Annotated in this window: 15 protein-coding genes and 3 tRNA genes; 4 read left to right on the top strand and 14 right to left on the bottom strand. The window is 58.9% G+C overall.

Features of this window, described 5'->3' with window-relative positions:
* The first annotated feature begins 159 nt into the window (after nucleotides 1-159).
* A complete protein-coding gene (locus D7241_RS01350) occupies nucleotides 160-2580 on the top strand; it encodes an AAA family ATPase (protein WP_408099994.1) in 2421 nt (806 codons plus the stop codon).
* A gap of 196 nt (nucleotides 2581-2776) precedes the next feature.
* Here D7241_RS01350 and D7241_RS01355 read toward each other — a convergent pair whose 3' ends face one another.
* From D7241_RS01355 to D7241_RS01370, 4 genes are all read right to left on the bottom strand, one after another.
* Complete coding sequence (locus D7241_RS01355; RefSeq protein ID WP_408099995.1) at nucleotides 2777-3004, bottom strand: hypothetical protein; 228 nt, start codon at nucleotides 3002-3004, stop codon at nucleotides 2777-2779.
* Nucleotides 3005-3081: 77 nt separating this feature from the next.
* A tRNA-Met gene (locus tag D7241_RS01360) sits at nucleotides 3082-3158 on the bottom strand.
* Between the two features lie 139 nt (nucleotides 3159-3297).
* Nucleotides 3298-4098: a 2,5-didehydrogluconate reductase DkgB gene (gene dkgB, locus D7241_RS01365; protein ID WP_408099996.1), complete on the bottom strand. Its 801-nt coding sequence runs from the start codon at nucleotides 4096-4098 to the stop codon at nucleotides 3298-3300.
* 21 nt (nucleotides 4099-4119) lie between these two features.
* On the bottom strand, nucleotides 4120-5328 hold the full coding sequence (locus D7241_RS01370; RefSeq protein WP_408099997.1) for an MFS transporter: 1209 nt from the start codon (nucleotides 5326-5328) through the stop codon (nucleotides 4120-4122).
* 101 nt (nucleotides 5329-5429) lie between these two features.
* Between D7241_RS01370 and D7241_RS01375 the strand changes: the two genes are divergently transcribed.
* The 3 genes from D7241_RS01375 to D7241_RS01385 all read left to right on the top strand — a co-directional run bounded on the left by D7241_RS01375 (nucleotide 5430) and on the right by D7241_RS01385 (nucleotide 8061).
* Nucleotides 5430-6338 (top strand): LysR substrate-binding domain-containing protein, encoded by a 909-nt coding sequence (locus tag D7241_RS01375; RefSeq protein ID WP_408099998.1) that lies wholly within the window; start codon nucleotides 5430-5432, stop codon nucleotides 6336-6338.
* Between the two features lie 64 nt (nucleotides 6339-6402).
* Nucleotides 6403-6597 (top strand): hypothetical protein, encoded by a 195-nt coding sequence (locus D7241_RS01380; protein WP_408099999.1) that lies wholly within the window; start codon nucleotides 6403-6405, stop codon nucleotides 6595-6597.
* A gap of 348 nt (nucleotides 6598-6945) precedes the next feature.
* Nucleotides 6946-8061 (top strand): metallophosphoesterase, encoded by a 1116-nt coding sequence (locus tag D7241_RS01385; protein ID WP_408100000.1) that lies wholly within the window; start codon nucleotides 6946-6948, stop codon nucleotides 8059-8061.
* Between the two features lie 28 nt (nucleotides 8062-8089).
* Here the strand turns inward: D7241_RS01385 and D7241_RS01390 are convergent, their stop codons facing one another.
* From D7241_RS01390 to D7241_RS01435, 10 genes are all read right to left on the bottom strand, one after another.
* The gene (locus D7241_RS01390) at nucleotides 8090-8788 is read right to left on the bottom strand and encodes a DNA-3-methyladenine glycosylase (RefSeq protein ID WP_408100001.1); all 699 of its coding nucleotides are present in this window, start codon (nucleotides 8786-8788) and stop codon (nucleotides 8090-8092) included.
* A 223-nt stretch (nucleotides 8789-9011) separates the two neighbouring features.
* The gene (ychF, locus tag D7241_RS01395; protein WP_255983496.1) at nucleotides 9012-10112 is read right to left on the bottom strand and encodes a redox-regulated ATPase YchF; all 1101 of its coding nucleotides are present in this window, start codon (nucleotides 10110-10112) and stop codon (nucleotides 9012-9014) included.
* A 132-nt stretch (nucleotides 10113-10244) separates the two neighbouring features.
* Nucleotides 10245-10829 carry an aminoacyl-tRNA hydrolase gene (gene pth / locus D7241_RS01400; protein WP_408100002.1) on the bottom strand — a complete coding sequence of 195 codons (585 nt, stop codon included), beginning with the start codon at nucleotides 10827-10829 and terminating at the stop codon, nucleotides 10245-10247.
* Between the two features lie 34 nt (nucleotides 10830-10863).
* Nucleotides 10864-11481: a 50S ribosomal protein L25/general stress protein Ctc gene (locus D7241_RS01405; protein WP_408100003.1), complete on the bottom strand. Its 618-nt coding sequence runs from the start codon at nucleotides 11479-11481 to the stop codon at nucleotides 10864-10866.
* 123 nt (nucleotides 11482-11604) lie between these two features.
* A complete protein-coding gene (locus D7241_RS01410) occupies nucleotides 11605-12546 on the bottom strand; it encodes a ribose-phosphate pyrophosphokinase (protein WP_255983489.1) in 942 nt (313 codons plus the stop codon).
* Between the two features lie 82 nt (nucleotides 12547-12628).
* Nucleotides 12629-12703, bottom strand: a tRNA-Gln gene (locus D7241_RS01415).
* Nucleotides 12704-12750: 47 nt separating this feature from the next.
* A tRNA-Gln gene (locus D7241_RS01420) sits at nucleotides 12751-12825 on the bottom strand.
* Between the two features lie 18 nt (nucleotides 12826-12843).
* Entirely contained in the window at nucleotides 12844-13704 is an 861-nt protein-coding gene (gene ispE, locus D7241_RS01425) for a 4-(cytidine 5'-diphospho)-2-C-methyl-D-erythritol kinase (RefSeq protein ID WP_408100004.1), read from the bottom strand.
* Complete coding sequence (lolB, locus tag D7241_RS01430) at nucleotides 13704-14324, bottom strand: lipoprotein insertase outer membrane protein LolB (RefSeq protein WP_408100005.1); 621 nt, start codon at nucleotides 14322-14324, stop codon at nucleotides 13704-13706. The genes ispE and lolB overlap by 1 nt, the downstream gene beginning before the upstream one ends.
* 3 nt (nucleotides 14325-14327) lie before the next feature.
* On the bottom strand, nucleotides 14328-16055 hold the full coding sequence (locus D7241_RS01435) for a tetratricopeptide repeat protein (RefSeq protein WP_408100006.1): 1728 nt from the start codon (nucleotides 16053-16055) through the stop codon (nucleotides 14328-14330).
* Nucleotides 16056-16197 lie beyond the last annotated feature (142 nt).

Raw genomic sequence — 16197 nt, forward strand, 5'->3', positions numbered from 1 at the left:
CGACCGCTTGCGGAAAATGAAAGGCCTTCTATGCTGAGGAAGGCCAATCGCCAATATACGACTGGCTTGGGCAAGGCCGTCGTTCCCGCCGTCTTGCTCCTCCGATTTTGAACAGGCTGTGGCTTCGCGCAAGCCAGAATCTCTCCATGGAAGCGAGACATGATCGAGTCAATTACCCTCTGCAATATCGCCACCTATAGCCCCACAACTCCCGAAACGCTCCAGAACTTGAAGGCCGTGAATTACTTCTACGGCGCGAATGGCGCAGGGAAGACGACGATAAGTAGGTTGATACAAAGCCCCCAAGTTTCAGCTGCTTCTTACCTCACTTGGGCAAAGGGTAACCCAATACCTGCCCATGTTTATAACAATGACTTTATCGCTGCGAATTTAACTGATTCCAAACAATTTAAAGGTGTGTTCACTCTGGGGCAGGCCCAACAGGCGCAACTTGATCGATTAGATGAACTTCATAAAGATAGAAGCCGCCACGAGCAACTTAAGGCCAAGACACTTGAAAGTCTCAGCGGTCAGGATGGCAAGGGTGGGAAGAACGCCGAGAAGAGTGCTTTAGAGGCAAAACTCGTAGCACGGTGTTGGGAACAAAAGCTAAAGCACGACGATGAGTTTCAGGGGGCATTCACCGGTGTAAGGAACAACAGGGAGGGATTCAAAAATCGAGTCCTACAGGAGAAGAAAAGCAACACTTCCGCCCTGGTTGATCTAGACAGCCTTCGGGAGCGAGCAAAGGTGGTTTATGGAAAGGCTCCGTCCCCTATGGCTAGCGTTGCCGCTCTTGATCTGTCCCGCTTAATGGCCTATGAGCAAGACCCGGTCTTGGTTAAACAGATAGTGGGCAAGGAGGATGTCAACATATCCGCGATGATTCAGCACTTAGGTAGTAGTGACTGGGTGCGACAAGGTATAAGGTTTCTCGAACATACTGATGATGACTGTCCTTTTTGCCAGCAGAAGCTGCCAGTTGACTTCGAGAAAAGCCTTGAGGGTTACTTTGATTTAACTTTTGAGGCAGATACAAAAGTACTATCGCAATTTCAGGCCAATTACCTCGCGGCAATAGATGCAGCGGTGAATCAGGCGCGATATATCCTGTCTTCAGATTGCGTTCATTTGGATATAGAGAAACTTGATCTAGAGTTCCAGGCTTTAAATGCAATCGTTTTGGTAAATAAACAGCGTGTAGAAAACAAAGTGGCCAGCCCCAGTTCGGCGGTTGAGCTAGAAGTGATTGGAGATGTTCAGGCCAGTATCGCTGAACTGATTGATGCGGCCAATCTCAAAGTTGCTGAGCATAATCGTCTTGTGACCGGCTTGTCAGTCGAGCAGAAGAAGTTGGCTGGTGAAATATGGAAATATCTCCTTGAAATAGAGCTTAAAGATACACTTGACGATTACGAGCAGCAAAGTAATGGCTTGGATAAAGCAATCGCAGGTATTAATGGAAGCCTAGAAAAGGCAAAGTCAGATATATCTGCTGTCGAGGCTGAAATTGCAACTATTGAAGCTGCGCTGACAAGTGTAAAGCCTACTGTCAATGCGATTAATAGGATACTCAAGGATTTCGGATTTAGAAGTTTCTCCCTTGATCCTGCATGCGAGGACAACGCCTATCGTCTCATTAGGAGTGATGGGACTGATGCGAAAGCAACGCTCAGCGAGGGCGAAAAAACATTCGTCACATTCCTTTACTTCTATCATCTGCTGAAAGGAAGCATTACCACGTCAGGCATTAGAAGTGATCGGATAGTAGTGATTGATGATCCTGTGTCGAGCCTGGACAGTGATGTATTGTTTATAGTGAGCAGCTTGATAAAGCAGCTGTTCCATGAGGTGCGTCAGAAAGGGAATAATCTAAAGCAGGTTTTCGTGTTGACACACAATGTGCATTTCCACAAGGAGATAACTTTTAACCCGGAACGCAAGGCTGACAAGCCTCTTGCTGATGAAACGTTTTGGATAGTGCGTAAGCCCGCTTTCCATTCTCGGGTAGAGTTCTATTCCACCAATCCGATCAAGACGTCTTATCAACTGCTATGGACTGAGCTAACGAAGGCGCCGGTCTCTGCGCTGACGATTCAAAATACGATGCGCAGAATCTTGGAGAATTACTTCAAGATTTTAGGTGGAATAGATACCCAACGTCTGATTGGAAAATTTTACGGACAGGAAAAGGTGCAGTGTCAGTCTCTGATTAGTTGGGTAAATGACGGATCTCATTACTCACCAGATGAGCTCTATGTAGCTATTGGGGATACGATGGCCTCCAGCTATATGAGGATTTTTTACAAGGTCTTCAAGGCAATGGATCACATGGCGCATTATCGGATGATGATGGGTGATCATTTTGTCGACCTGGATCCTGAAGAGGCACAAGATGACCAAGCGGATGGGGATGTCGCACTGCAGGCACCGCCAGCGGTTGTTGTCGCAGCGGGGGCCACTGCTGATACAGCTGGGGCCGCGATGGTGGCAAGTCCGCCTCCATCCTCGGCGATAGTGCTGCCTGGGGCGGCGCCGCAGGACGGCTCTCAGGGAGTTGGATCTGACATTCCTTTCTGATCTCAACGGGGCCAGGCGTAGAGTCCTGGCTTCTCAATCTGCGCATCGGTACCGGTCGCCGTGCCCAGCGGGATAAGCCTTTTCGGCTACCCTGTACGGCAGGCTGTAACGTATAAGGAAATTGTTTATGACGGAAAAAGGGACGGATTTATTTTCAGAAGACTATGCGTTCTAGTCGCGGCGCGGCAACGGTTGCTTACCCCTGCTTTCCCGCCCAAGGCGCAACGATCTGCACATCCCCAGCAAGCAACTGAGCCGCAGCCATCCAGACCACCGCACCAATCACCCCCAACGACAGATGCCCAACCACGATGCCAATGGCGATCTGTTTCCAGAGCCCGGAGTATTGATTGGATGGGGTAACAGCGACGGTGCGGTAGGGCGTTTCGCGCTCGGCGCGGATGTTGTCGAAGTTGTCTCTCATGGTGCGCTCTCGGTGATGCTGGGCTAAACGGCGGGCACAAAAAAAGGGTTCAGCTTTCGCTGAACCCTTTCTGAATTTGGTGGCTACGCAGGGACTTGAACCCCGGACCCCAGCATTATGAATGCTATGCTCTAACCAACTGAGCTACGTAGCCAAGTGGCGCGCATTATTCTCGTCGCGCCTGTGGCTGTCAACCCTCCTCCTGTGATTTTTCGTCCGTCTATCAAATGCTTATGCCGCGCCGCCGGTGGGCGCTTGAAGCCCCCGCGCCGGCGCGTCTGTTTGCGTGTTGATCAATCCCACTTTGGTGCGAAGCCGGGGTTGGCCAGGCGTTCGTTGCGGTCCAGTGCGGCGATCTGTTGCATCTCCTCGTCGGTCAGGCGCAGCTCCTGCGCTTTGAGGTTGGCGGCGAGGTTTTCGCGCTTGGTGGAGGAGGGAATGACGGCGAAGCCCTGTTGCAGCAGCCAGGCGAGAGCGATCTGCGCGGGGCTGGCGTTGTGGCTTTCGCCGATGCGCTGCAGCACCTCGTCCTGCATCACCTTGCCGTAGGCCAGCGGCATATAAGCGGTGATGTGGATGCCCTGGCTGCGGGCGAAGTCGATCACCTTGCGGTTCTGCAGGAAAGGATGCACCTCGACCTGATTGGTGGCGATGTTCTCGGCACCGATGGCGTCGATGGCCTGTTGCATATGGCTGATGGTGAAGTTGGAGATGCCGATGGCGCGGGTCAGGCCGCGCTCTTTGGCTTCCATTAGGCGGGCCAGGTAGTCGGCGACGGGCAGCTCATCGTTGGGCGAGGGCCAGTGCACCAGGGTGAGATCGACCTGTTGCAGGCGCAGCTTGCTCAGGCTTTCCTCCAGGCTGGGAATCAAACGATCGGCGCTGAGGTTGGCGGTCCAGACCTTGGTGGTCACGAACAGCTCTTCGCGCGGCACACCGCTCTCGGCGATGGCCTGGCCGACTTCAGCTTCGTTCTCGTAGATCTGCGCGGTGTCGATGTGGCGATAGCCGAGTTCGAGGCCCATCTTTACCGAGTCGATGATTTGCTGGCCCTTGAGGCGGAAGGTGCCGAGGCCGAAAGCGGGAATGTTCATTAAATTCTCCTGTGTGATTGATCAATGCGAGGCGGCGAGGGCCGACTTCTGCGTGTCGTTGCCGGGGCTCGTGTCCAGACAATCCAGCCGGCCGCTCCAATATGTGAGGGCCAGGGCGATCAGTACGACCAACGAGCCGATCCAGGCGGTATGGATGAGACCCATGGACGCGACGATGTGTCCGCCGAGCCATGCGCCACCGGCAATACCGAGGTTGAACGCAGCGATGTTCAGACCCGAGGCGACGTCCACGGCGTTCGGCGTGTGATGCTCGGCCTGACGTACCACGTAGACCTGCAGGCCAGGCACGTTGCCGAACGCCACAGCGCCCCAGAGCAAAACCGTCGCCAGCGCCAACCAGGGGTTGACCGCGGTAAAGGTGAGCGTAAAGAGCACGGCGGCCAGCAGTGCAAAAATCAGCTTCAGGGCGCTGATCGGCCCGCGACGGTCGGCCAACTTTCCACCCCAGATGTTGCCCACTGCCACCGATACGCCGTAAACCAGCAACACCAGGCTCACCGCGCCTTCGCCGAAGCCGCTGATTTCCTGCAGGATCGGCGCAAGAAAGGTGAACGCGATAAAGGTGCCGCCGTAGCCGACCGCAGTCATCGCGTAGACCAACAGCAGGCGCGGCTGTTTCAGTACGGCCAGTTGCTGGACGATGGAGGCAGGCTTGCTGTGCTGGATATTGCGCGGCACGAAGATCAGGCTGCCGATAAAGGCGACCACACCGAGCAGCGACACGGCGAGAAAGGTTTCTCGCCAGCCGAACTGCTGACCGATGAAGGTGCCCAGCGGCACGCCCGTGACCAAAGCAACCGTCAATCCGGTGAACATGATGGCGATGGCGCTCGCGGCTTTCTCTTTAGAGACCAGGCTGGTGGCGATGGTCGAGCCGATGGAGAAGAACACACCATGGGCGAGGCCGGTGACGATGCGCGCCAGGATCAACGACTCGTACCCCGGCGCCTGCCACGCGAGCAGGTTGCCGGCGGTGAACAGCACCATCAACGACAACAGCAAAAGCTTGCGCGGGACCTTGCCGGTCAGCGCCGTGAGCAGCGGGGCGCCGACCGCGACGCCGAGGGCGTAAAGACTGACCAGCAGCCCGGCCGAGGGCAGGCTGACACCGAGGTCACCGGCAATGGTTGGGATGAGGCCGACGATGACGAACTCCGTCGTGCCGATGGCGAATGCGCTGAGTGTCAGCGCGAGCAGAGCGATGGGCATGGAATGAAACTCCGGTTGGATTGCATGGCGCGTAGTGTCTACCGCAGACTCATGCGGAAAAACCGGGTCTCAGGCCAAACATAATTGACTGCGAGTCACAGATGAAAACCACGCTCGACGAGTTGCAAGCCTTCACAGCTGTCATCGATACAGGCTCGATTTCCAGCGCGGCGATGCAGTTGGGTCAGACGGCCTCGGGCGTCAGCCGGGCCTTGAGTCGGCTGGAAGCCAAGCTCGCCACCACGCTGCTGCGGCGCACCACCCGGCGCCTGGAGCTAACGGAGGAGGGCGCGGCCTTTCTGATTCAGGCCAGGCGGATTCTTGAGGCAGTAGAGGAAGCCGAGGAGCAGATGTCGCGTCGATTGCAGCATCCGGCCGGAAGGTTACGGGTCAACGCCTCGGCACCCTTCATGCTGCACGTGCTGGTGCCGCTTGTTGGTGGGTTCCGCGAGCGCTATCCGGACATCGAACTGGAACTGAATAGCAGCGATCAGATCATCGATCTGCTCGAGCATCGCACCGACCTGGCGCTGCGCCACGGTCCGCTGCGCGATTCCACCTTGCATGCCCGGCCGCTGGGGCGTAGTCGTTTGCGTGCAGTGGCGAGCCCCACGTATCTGGCGGACCGGGGTGTGCCGCAGCAGGTCGAGGACCTGGCGACGCATAGCCTGATCGGTTTCACCCAGCCGGAGAGCCTCAATCATTGGCCACTGCGCCATCCCCTCGGCGAGACCTGGCCCATCGTGCCGAGCCTGTGGGCATCGAGCGGCGAGACAGTGAGGCATCTAGCGTTGGCCGGGCAGGGTATCGCCTGCTTATCTGACTTCATGACCGCGCGCGATCGCGCCGAGGGTACGCTGGTCGAGGTGCTGGCCGAGGCGAACGTCCGGGTGCTCCAGCCGATCCACGCGGTGTATTACCGCAATACCGCGCTCGCCGCTCGCATCACCTGTTTCCTCGATTACCTCGGCGAGTGCCTGGCAGAGCAGGCCTGGACGCGTCACGGATGACCGGTCCGAACGATGCAAGGCCGGGCCTGCCTAACTTTTCAGGCATACCTGCGAGGAGATCCTCATGCTCAGCACTAATCTTCCAAGCGATCCGCCGCTGTATCCCTGGCTGGCGGACGAATCGCCCCTGAACGATCTCGACGACGCTGAAAGTGACACCGAGCTGGACGACGGCGGCGTTCTGCCCGACGAGGTGCTCGAAAATCTGGAGAAGGAGCCACCGCCGCCCGACCCGATGCCTGATCCGGGTGTGATGTAGCAAGTGGCTCTGGCTGGGTCGAGGTGCACGCTGTGACGCGCAGCGTGCATGAGCCTGACGTTGGAACGTTGGGGCAACCATGCGAGCCACTGGTTCGCACACTATCGGAACACACTGATTGATCGTGCCCACCTGACCTTTCAGAGCCGGCCGACCGCGTCTCCGGCGTTGTTGCCAAAACCACGCTGCAGCGTGAACCGCGCCGTGACATCATCGGGACGCGATCGCGTGCTGCGCCCCACCTCGGCAGTGCAGCCGCCAAGTCGATGAGCTCTACCTGAACCTTTCGCACATCCAAACGCCGCCTGTTCAAAGGCGGCGCGCTTCTTTACTCAAGAGACGTAACGCATGAACAGGCGGTTATTGGTTGTTGTGCTGCTGATTGGCTTGCATGTGTTTGCCGGCGTCACGCTGATTCCAGATCTCTCGCTTGGGCTGCTCGGCAGTGTTTTGGCCTGGGCCTATCTCGCGCTGTCGGCTGTGCTGATGCGCTACGGCGTGTTGGTGCGAGGGGCGGGCAATGCACTGCTGGCATGGTCCGGGTTGCTGGCGATGGGGATATTTTCCAGCCTGGCAGTTTTTTCGCTGCTGCGCGCTTTTGCGTTGGCATTGGCATCGCTGTCGGGTTGGGGGCCGGCCGGCTTCGCGCAGGGCTCGGCGTTGGCAGTCATCGTTGCGGTCGTAGTGGTAACGCTGTTCGGCGTGTTCAATGCGCGGCGCACGGCTCGGGTGGTCGAACGCGACATTGCACTGCGAGGACTGCCGGCGACGCTGGAGGGGTTCAGCATCGTGCAACTGAGCGACATCCACGTTGGGCCGACGATCAAGCAGGGCTATATCGATGCGATCGTCCAGCGGGTCAACGGGCTCTCACCGGACCTCATCGTCATCACCGGCGATCTGGTGGACGGCAGCGTTGCCGATCTGGCCGATGACATCGCGCCGCTGGCGCAGCTGAGCGCCCGCCACGGCACCTACGTGGTGACCGGCAACCACGAGTACTACTCCGGTGCGGACAGCTGGATCGCGGAATTCGAGCGGCTGGGCATGGCGGTGCTGCTCAATCGTCATGTTCAGCTCGAGCACGGCGGTGCACGATTGGTCCTGGCGGGCATCGCCGACTATTCGGCGGAGCTGTTCAGACCCAACCATCGAAGCGACCCGGTCGCGGCGTTTGCTGGCGCGCCCGATGACGTGCCGCGCATCCTGCTGGCGCACCAGCCGCGTTCGGCGAAGGCAGCAGTAGAGGCTGGCTGCGACCTGCAGCTGTCCGGCCATACGCACGGTGGGCAGTTCTGGCCCTGGATGCACTTCGTGCGCTGGCAGCAGCCGTGGGTGGCGGGTTTGCAGCGCGTCGGTGAGATGCAGATCTATATCAGCCGTGGCACCGGTTATTGGGGGCCGCCGTTACGCTTCGGCGCCCCGTCGGAGATCACGCGGCTTCGCCTGGTCAGCGCCGCATAGTGCTTTCCCGACAACGCGCGGACGCGTTTCAGCTGGCTAGCAGCTCGCGGCGCAGCAGGGCGTAATCCTGGCCTTCCAGCTGCCCGCGGCGCAGCGGATTGCGTGTGCAATGGGCGGCAAAGCCGGCATCCACGAAGCGGTACGGCAGATGCTCGTCACGACCGGTGGGAATGCCGAGCCGTGTGGTCTGAACGATATCCGGGCGTGCGCCGATGTCGTCCACGCGCAGCCGGGCAGGGTCCAGGCGTTGGGCATTCCACTCCGTGACCGTCAGGCCTAGCGCCTTGCAGAGTAGCGTCTGGCCGGAGCAGAGGCGGGTCAGGGGGCGTGGCCCGCCAGCGGCGGCCGGGCTGTTGCTGCGCATGCGCTCGATGGTTTCTTCGCATGACAGCGAATCGACCCACGGGTAACCGGCCTTGATGCAGACCGCGTTGCCGTCGCCCTGCACGCTGAAGTTCAGCGAATCCCCGCCGCGCGAGTAATAGAGGTACAGATGGCCGGCCGGCATGAACATGGCGCGCCGCGATGGGCTGTAGCCGAGCGAGGAGTGGCTGGCTTTTTCATCGACGTAATAGGCTTCAGTTTCAATGATGCGTGCCGACAGCCAGAGCCCATCGACGCAGTGGCGAATCACGGTCCCGAGCAATTCCTGAGCGACGATCTGTGCGTCCCGGTCGAAAAAGCTGTCGTCAAGGTATTGCTGCGGTGGTTCGGTGAGGCTGTTCATCGGAGCTCCGGCTTCGGCAGGTCTGCCTGTTCCGACCGATAAGCGAGGCGAATATTCGGCGCGTCATGACCGGATTCCGTGCCGGTCGTCAGACAGGTGTAGGTAAATCAGGCTAGGTAGCCTGAGCTCAGCGCGATTAGTCTGCCGCCGAAATGCAAGAAGCCCCGCTTGTGCGGGGCTTCTGAGTGCTTCGATCAGTGAGAGATGAGTGAGCGATTTTTGCTTAAACGTTAAAGCGGAAGTGCATCACGTCGCCGTCCTTGACGATATATTCTTTGCCTTCCAGGCGCCATTTGCCGGCTTCTTTGGCCCCGGCTTCGCCCTTGTACTGGATGAATTCGTTATAGGCGATGACTTCGGCGCGGATGAAGCCTTTCTCGAAATCGGTGTGGATCACAGCGGCGGCCTGCGGAGCGGTGGCACCAATCTTGACGGTCCAGGCACGAACTTCCTTCACGCCAGCGGTGAAGTAGGTCTGCAGATTGAGCAGCTCGTAACCCGCGCGGATCACGCGGTTCAGGCCGGGCTCTTCGAGGCCGAGGGACTCGAGGAACATGTCCTTTTCCTCGCCATCGTCCAGCTCGGCAATTTCCGCTTCGATCTTGTTGCACACCGGTACCACGACGGCGCCTTCCTCGGCGGCGATGGCGTTGACCACGTCCAGATGCGGGTTGTTTTCGAAGCCGTCTTCGGCAACGTTGGCGATGTACATCACCGGCTTGCTGGTCAGCAGGTGGAAACCTTTGGCCAACTGAATCTCTTCATCACCCAGCTTCTTCAGCAGCGTGCGGGCCGGCTTGCCTTCGGTGAAGTGGGGGATCAGTTTTTCCAGTAGCGCTTTCTGCGCAACCGCTTCCTTGTCGCCGCCCTTGGCGTTGCGGGTCACGCGCTGCAGTTGCTTCTCGCAGCTGTCGAGGTCAGCGAAGATCAGTTCCAGTTCGATGATCTCTATGTCGCGCTTGGGATCGACCGAGTTGGAGACGTGGATGACGTTTTCGTCTTCAAAGCACCGCACCACGTGGGCGATGGCATCGGTCTCGCGGATGTTGGCCAGAAACTTGTTGCCCAGACCTTCGCCTTTGGACGCGCCTTCGACGAGGCCGGCGATATCGACGAACTCCATTGTGGTCGGGATCACGCGCTCCGGTTTGACGATTTCAGCGAGAGCCTGCAGGCGCGGATCAGGCATCGGCACGATGCCGCTGTTCGGCTCGATGGTGCAGAAAGGAAAGTTTTCCGCAGCGATACCGGACTTGGTCAGCGCGTTGAACAGGGTGGACTTGCCGACGTTGGGCAGGCCGACGATGCCGCAATTGAATCCCATGGTGTCTTTGCCTCGGTGTTGCTGGCAGTCAAAGAGCTGCCGGCATTTTGCCAAACTGCGTTAAACGGCTTCGGGATGCGCTCTATTGCAGCCGTCCTGCTCAGCCGTTGCCTTGTCTTGCGTGCCCGCGTTTCAGGCCTTCTGGCTATGCAGGCGCTGCATCGCGCGCGTCCAGTCGCCAGTGAGGATTTCCGGCAGCACGTCGAAGGTGAAATCGATGCTGGCGTCGAGCTTCTCGCGTTCTGTCTGCGGCGCACGTCCCAGTACGTAGCCGGTCACCAGGCTGCTATGCCCGGGATGGCCAATGCCCAGACGCAGGCGGTAGAAGTTGTTCTGATTGCCGAGCTTGGCAATGATGTCGCGAAGCCCGTTGTGCCCGCCATGGCCGCCACCCTGCTTGAGCTTGGCAATGCCTGGGGGCATGTCGAGTTCATCGTGGGCAACCAGGATGGACTCGGGAGGAATTCGGAAAAATCCGGCCAGTGCCGACACCGCCTGACCGCTGCGGTTCATGAAGGTGGTGGGAATCAACAGGCGGATGTCTTCGTCCTGATGGCGAAATTTGCCGACCAGACCGAAGTATTTGCGATCGACGCTGAGATTGACGCCCTTATGGGCAGCCAGACGCTCAACGAAAAGGGCCCCTGCGTTATGCCGGGTCTGGTCGTATTCAGGGCCTGGGTTACCCAGGCCGACGATCAGTTTAACGGCAGTCACGACAGAGGCCCTTCCTCAGGTGATGGCGAGTGGATTACTCGGCAGCGCCTTCTTCTTTCGGAGTGTCTTCCTTGTTCACGCGCGGCGCATGAACGTTGGCAACCGGCAGGTCGCTGCCATGAGCCAGGGCGACCAGCTCAACACCTTTCGGCAGCTTGAGGTCGGTCATGTGCAGTACCTGACCGACTTCGACGTAGGCCATGTCGACTTCGATGAACTCCGGCAGATCCTGCGGCATGCAGGACACTTCCACTTCGTTGATGTTGTGCAGGATTTCGCCACCCTGCTTCTTCACGCCAACCGAGCTTTCCTGGTTGATGAAGTGCAGCGGAACGGTAGCGGTCAGCTTGTGGCCTTCAACGACGCGGACGAAGTCAGCGTGCAGGACGAAGCCCTTGGCCGGATGACGCTGCAGCGCCTTGATCAGAACGGATTCGTTCTGGCCATCGACGTTCAGGGTCAAGACGTGACTGAAAGATGCTTCGGTTTCGAGCATCTTGGCCAGGTCTTTAAGCAGCAGGCTGATGGACTGTGGGGCCTTGTCGCCACCGTAGATTACGGCTGGGACGAGGTTGGCGTTACGACGCAGGCGGCGGCTCGCACCTTTCCCCAGGTCGGAACGCACTTGGGCATTCAGAGTGAAATCAGTCATTGTGTTTCTCCAGGATAACAACGCGCCCGAAGTGCTTGCGACCAGCACTACCGGGTGGTTGGGCAAAAAGCCCCGCACGAGGCGGGGCACATTTTCGTCTGCGCGAATGGCCAGGCTTTCGCCTTAGCGGAACATCGCACTGATCGATTCAGCATTGCTGATGCGGCGAACCGCTTCAGCCACCATTGGCGCGATGTCCAATTGGCGAATACGGGTACAAGCTTGCGCCGCTGCGGACAGCGGAATGGTATTGGTCACCACCAGTTCATCGAGAACCGAGCCGTCGATGTTCTCGATGGCGCGGCCCGACAGAATCGGATGAGTGCAATACGCGTAGACCTTAGAAGCGCCATGATCTTTCAGAGCAGTTGCTGCGTGGCACAGAGTGCCAGCGGTATCGACCATGTCATCGACGAGGATGCAAGTCCGACCTTCGATGTCACCAATGATGTGCATCACTTCGGACTGGTTGGCCTTTGGGCGGCGCTTGTCGATGATCGCCAGATCCACACCCAGCGACTTGGCCACGGCGCGAGCACGCACCACGCCGCCAATATCAGGGGAAACGATCATCAGGTTCTCGAATCGCTGAGCCTGAATGTCGTCCACCAGGACCGGCGAGCCATAGATGTTGTCTACGGGCATGTCGAAGAAGCCCTGGATCTGATCGGCGTGCAGGTCGACGGTGAGGACGCGGTTGACACCCACCACATCGAGCATGTCGGCCACGACCTTGGCGCTGATCGGCACTCGTGCGGAGCGCGGGCGGCGATCCTGGCGGGCGTAACCAAAGTAGGGAATGACTGCCGTGATGCGGGTGGCAGAGGAACGGCGGAAGGCATCAGCCATCACTACCAGTTCCATCAGGTTGTCATTGGTGGGAGCGCAGGTCGGTTGAATCAGGAACACGTCCTTACCGCGAACGTTCTCGTTGATCTCGACACTGATTTCGCCGTCGGAGAATTTTCCGACGTAGGCATCACCGAGGGGAATATGCAGCTGACGTACAACACGCCGGGCCAGGTCGGGGTTGGCGTTCCCCGTGAAGACCATCATCTTGGACACGCGCAGTACCTGCCTGAGGGTGGATCCGATGAAACAAAAAGCTGTTCAAAAGGCCAGGCTTTTTGAACAGCTCTCAAGTGTATGGCAGGGGCGGCTGGATTCGAACCAACGCATGCCAGGATCAAAACCTGGTGCCTTACCGCTTGGCGACGCCCCTGTAGATTCAATCTGAATGTGCTGCGATCGTACGAACCCTGAGGGTTGTGGCAGGGGCGGCTGGATTCGAACCAACGCATGCCAGGATCAAAACCTGGTGCCTTACCGCTTGGCGACGCCCCTGTATCGTACAACCGAATGCTAGGCATTCACTTCCTGCGCCATTTGCTCGAGCTTTCGGTGCAGCATCGAAATGTTGCGACCCTGGGCCACGAAACCTGGCATATCGGCTGGAAGTTGGCGGCAGACTTTATCAGCCTCGCCTTTGTTTGGAAAGCTCCCAAACACACAAGCTCCAGTGCCGGTCATGCTTGCTGGAACAAAATTATTCAACAAGCTCAAAGCGTTACGTACTGCTGGATAGCGCTTTTCGACCACCGGCTGGCAGTCGTTATGACCACCCCCTGCAAGAAGGCTGCGAACTGTAATGGCCGGGGTATTGCGTGTCAACTCTGGGTCGGAAAATATTTCTGCTGTACTAACAGAGACTTGCGGGGCGATGACGAGGAACCAGGGTTCACTTAATTCGACCGGTTGCAAGCGCTCGCCAATCCCTTCGGCAAAGGCCGCGCGACCGCGCACGAACACCGGCACGTCGGCACCCAACATCAGCCCGATCTTTGCCAGACGATCCTCGCCCAGGTGCGTTCGCCAGAGATGATCGAGGCCGAGTAGGGTAGTTGCGGCATCGGAACTGCCGCCACCGATGCCGCCGCCCATGGGCAAACGTTTGATCAGTTGTATATCGGCGCCCTGGCCGCTACCGCTATGGCTCTGCAGCAGGCGAGCCGCGCGCACGATCAGGTTGTTGTCATGATCGACACCGGGCAGTTTGGTGTGCAGTCGAATCTGGCCGTCTGCGCGTGGCCTGAAGGTCAATTCATCGCCATGGTCGAGGAACTGGAACAGCGTCTGCAGCTCGTGATAACCATCGGCACGGCGGCCAAGAACATGCAGCATCAGGTTGAGCTTGGCTGGAGCCGGTAAGGTCAGCTCGTCCATTAGTGGCCGAGCTGGCGCGGATGCCAGTCCTTGACCACGAGCGTGATATGCAGGTCTCGGCCTACCAGTTTGATGCGCGACGGCAGCATGAAACCGTCCTCCTCGATATAGCCGAGATACTGCACGTCCCAGCCGTCCTGCTGGAGATTGGCGAGGCGTCCATCGCTGTCGAGCGCGACGCGGCTGCGGCTGTCCGGGGCGGGGAGGCCACGGATCCACCAGAGCAGATTCGAGACCGGCAACTGCCAACCGAGCTGGCTTTCCACCAGTGCCTCCGGTGACTCCGCTTCGAAGCGCCCTTGGCCTGCCACTTCTAGCGCCACTGCATCCGGTCGGCCGGTCAGGCGCGTGGCGCCGCGGCCAAGCGGGCCGGAGAGGCGAATATCGAAATAATCTTGGCGCTGCAGCCAGAAGAGAGTGCCGCTGCCGGAGTTCTGAGGCGCGCGAATGCCAATCTTGCCGTTGATTTGCCAACCATCGATTTCGCTGATGCGCGCCTTGTGGGTCTTCCAATCTTCGGTATTTCCGGCGCCCTCGACGGACTCCTGTGGGCCGACGCCGGCGCAACCGGCGAGCAGCAGAGCGAGAGCAGGAATCAGCAGATTTCGCATCAGCTTCATGGGTCAGGGTTTCTCCGAGCCTGTCAGGCGTTTGATGGTTTCGCGGAGGATCTGGCTATCCGGCTGTTGTTTCAGGGCTTCGTCCCAAATAGCCCGTGCTTCACGCTGTTTGCCAGACGTCCAGAGTACCTCGCCCAGGTGGGCGGCGATTTCATGGTCCGGAAAAAGCTCATATGCCTTGCGCAGGTGGGTCTCGGCTTCGGCGATATTGCCCAGCCGGTAATTCACCCAGCCGAGACTGTCGAGAATGGCCGCGTCGTCGGGATTGAGCCGGTAGGCCTGCTCGATAAGCGCAAGGGCTTCTTCATACCGGTCGGTGCGGTCGGCCAGGGTGTAGCCGAGCGCGTTAATTGCCATGGCGTTGTCGGGTTCACGCTCGATGATGAAGCGCAGATCCTGTTCCAGCTGTGCCAGGTCGCCGCGCTTCTCGGCGATCATGGCCCGCGTATAGAGAAGGTTGAGGTCTTCGGGGAATTGCTCCAACGCTTGCTCGGCAAGCTGCCAGGCCTCTTCGAGCTGCTGCTGGCCGGAAAGCGCTTCGATCTCGATCAGGTACAGCTGGATCGCATAGTCCGGCTGCTCATCGCGCGCGTTCGCCAGTAGCTGCGAGGCTTCCTGGCTGCGGTCGAGAGAGAAAAGCAGTTCGGCCTGCATCAGCTTCGCGGGCAAGTACTCGTTGCCGGGGCCGACCTTGGCGAAGGCGGCCAGCGCCTGCTCGTGCTTGCCCATCTCGTGATAGGCGCGACCGAGGTTGAAGTTGGCGGCATCGACGTGGCTGCCGCGCTCGATCAGCTCCTCCAGATAAACGATCGCTTCGCGCCAGGCCTCAGCCTCGAGGCACACCAGTGCCATGGAAAAGCGCAGGTCGTCATCGTCGGGGTATTGCTGGACCAGCGTGGCGAACTCGCCCATGGCCTCGTCGAGGCGGTCCTGTTCGACCAATAGTCGTGCATAAGTCAGTCGCAGACGCTTGTCTTCGGGGTGCTGGTCGAGGCTTTTCTCCAGTAGCGGTAATGCTTCGTTGCCGCGTTCGAGGACCTGCAGCAATCGAGCCTGGAGCAGAATCGACGGGATTTCCTGCTGATTGGCAGGTTGCTCTTCGAGCAGCGCCAGCGCTTCTTCAGGGCGTCCGTCCTGCTGCAGCAACACGGCTTTGCCGAATTTTAGCTGCGCATTGTCAGGGTGTTTGGTCAGCAGCTGGTCGAAGCTGTTCAACAGACCGGTTCGCGTGTCCGGATCGGTTTCGGCGGCCGACAGGGCGAGGAAATCGAAGTGGGTATCGCCCTGGCCCTGCAGGACCTTTTCCATGAATTCCATGGATTCTTCGTAGCGCCCAGCGCGCGCCAACTGCACGGCCGCCGCGCGCTGGGCATCAAGATTCTCCGGTGCGTTGTTCGCCCAGATCATTGCGGTATCCAGCGCAGCCTGCTCGGCACCAAGGTATTCGGCGATGCGGAAACCGCGCTCGGCCACGCCGGCATCCTGGGTCGCGTTGGCCTGCTGCACATAGCTACCCAAGGCGATGTCGAAGCGATTGCGTTGGCCGGCCAGCTCGGCCACCAGTAGCGCGTAAAGCGTGTCTCGGCTGAAAGATCCATATTCACCAGGACTCGTTTTTGCAGGTTCCGGTGTTGCTTCCTCGACCGGCGGGCTGCTGTCGGGAGCGCTCTGCATGAAGCTTTGGCAGCCACCGAGAAACAGGACGGCGCTGATGGCGAGGAGTTTTTTCATAGGGATATAAGGCTGATCTGCGGTCGCGGCATGATGACACAAGCCGTCAGGCAAGCACATGGGCCGGCTTGCGAGGCGATTCGGTCGGCTCGATAGGTACAGACAATGACGGGCAACTGTTGTTCTGGGACAGGCGAAGTAG

It is taken from the genome of Stutzerimonas sp. VN223-3, from assembly GCF_045999685.1.
Taxonomy (GTDB): domain Bacteria; phylum Pseudomonadota; class Gammaproteobacteria; order Pseudomonadales; family Pseudomonadaceae; genus Stutzerimonas; species Stutzerimonas stutzeri_AR.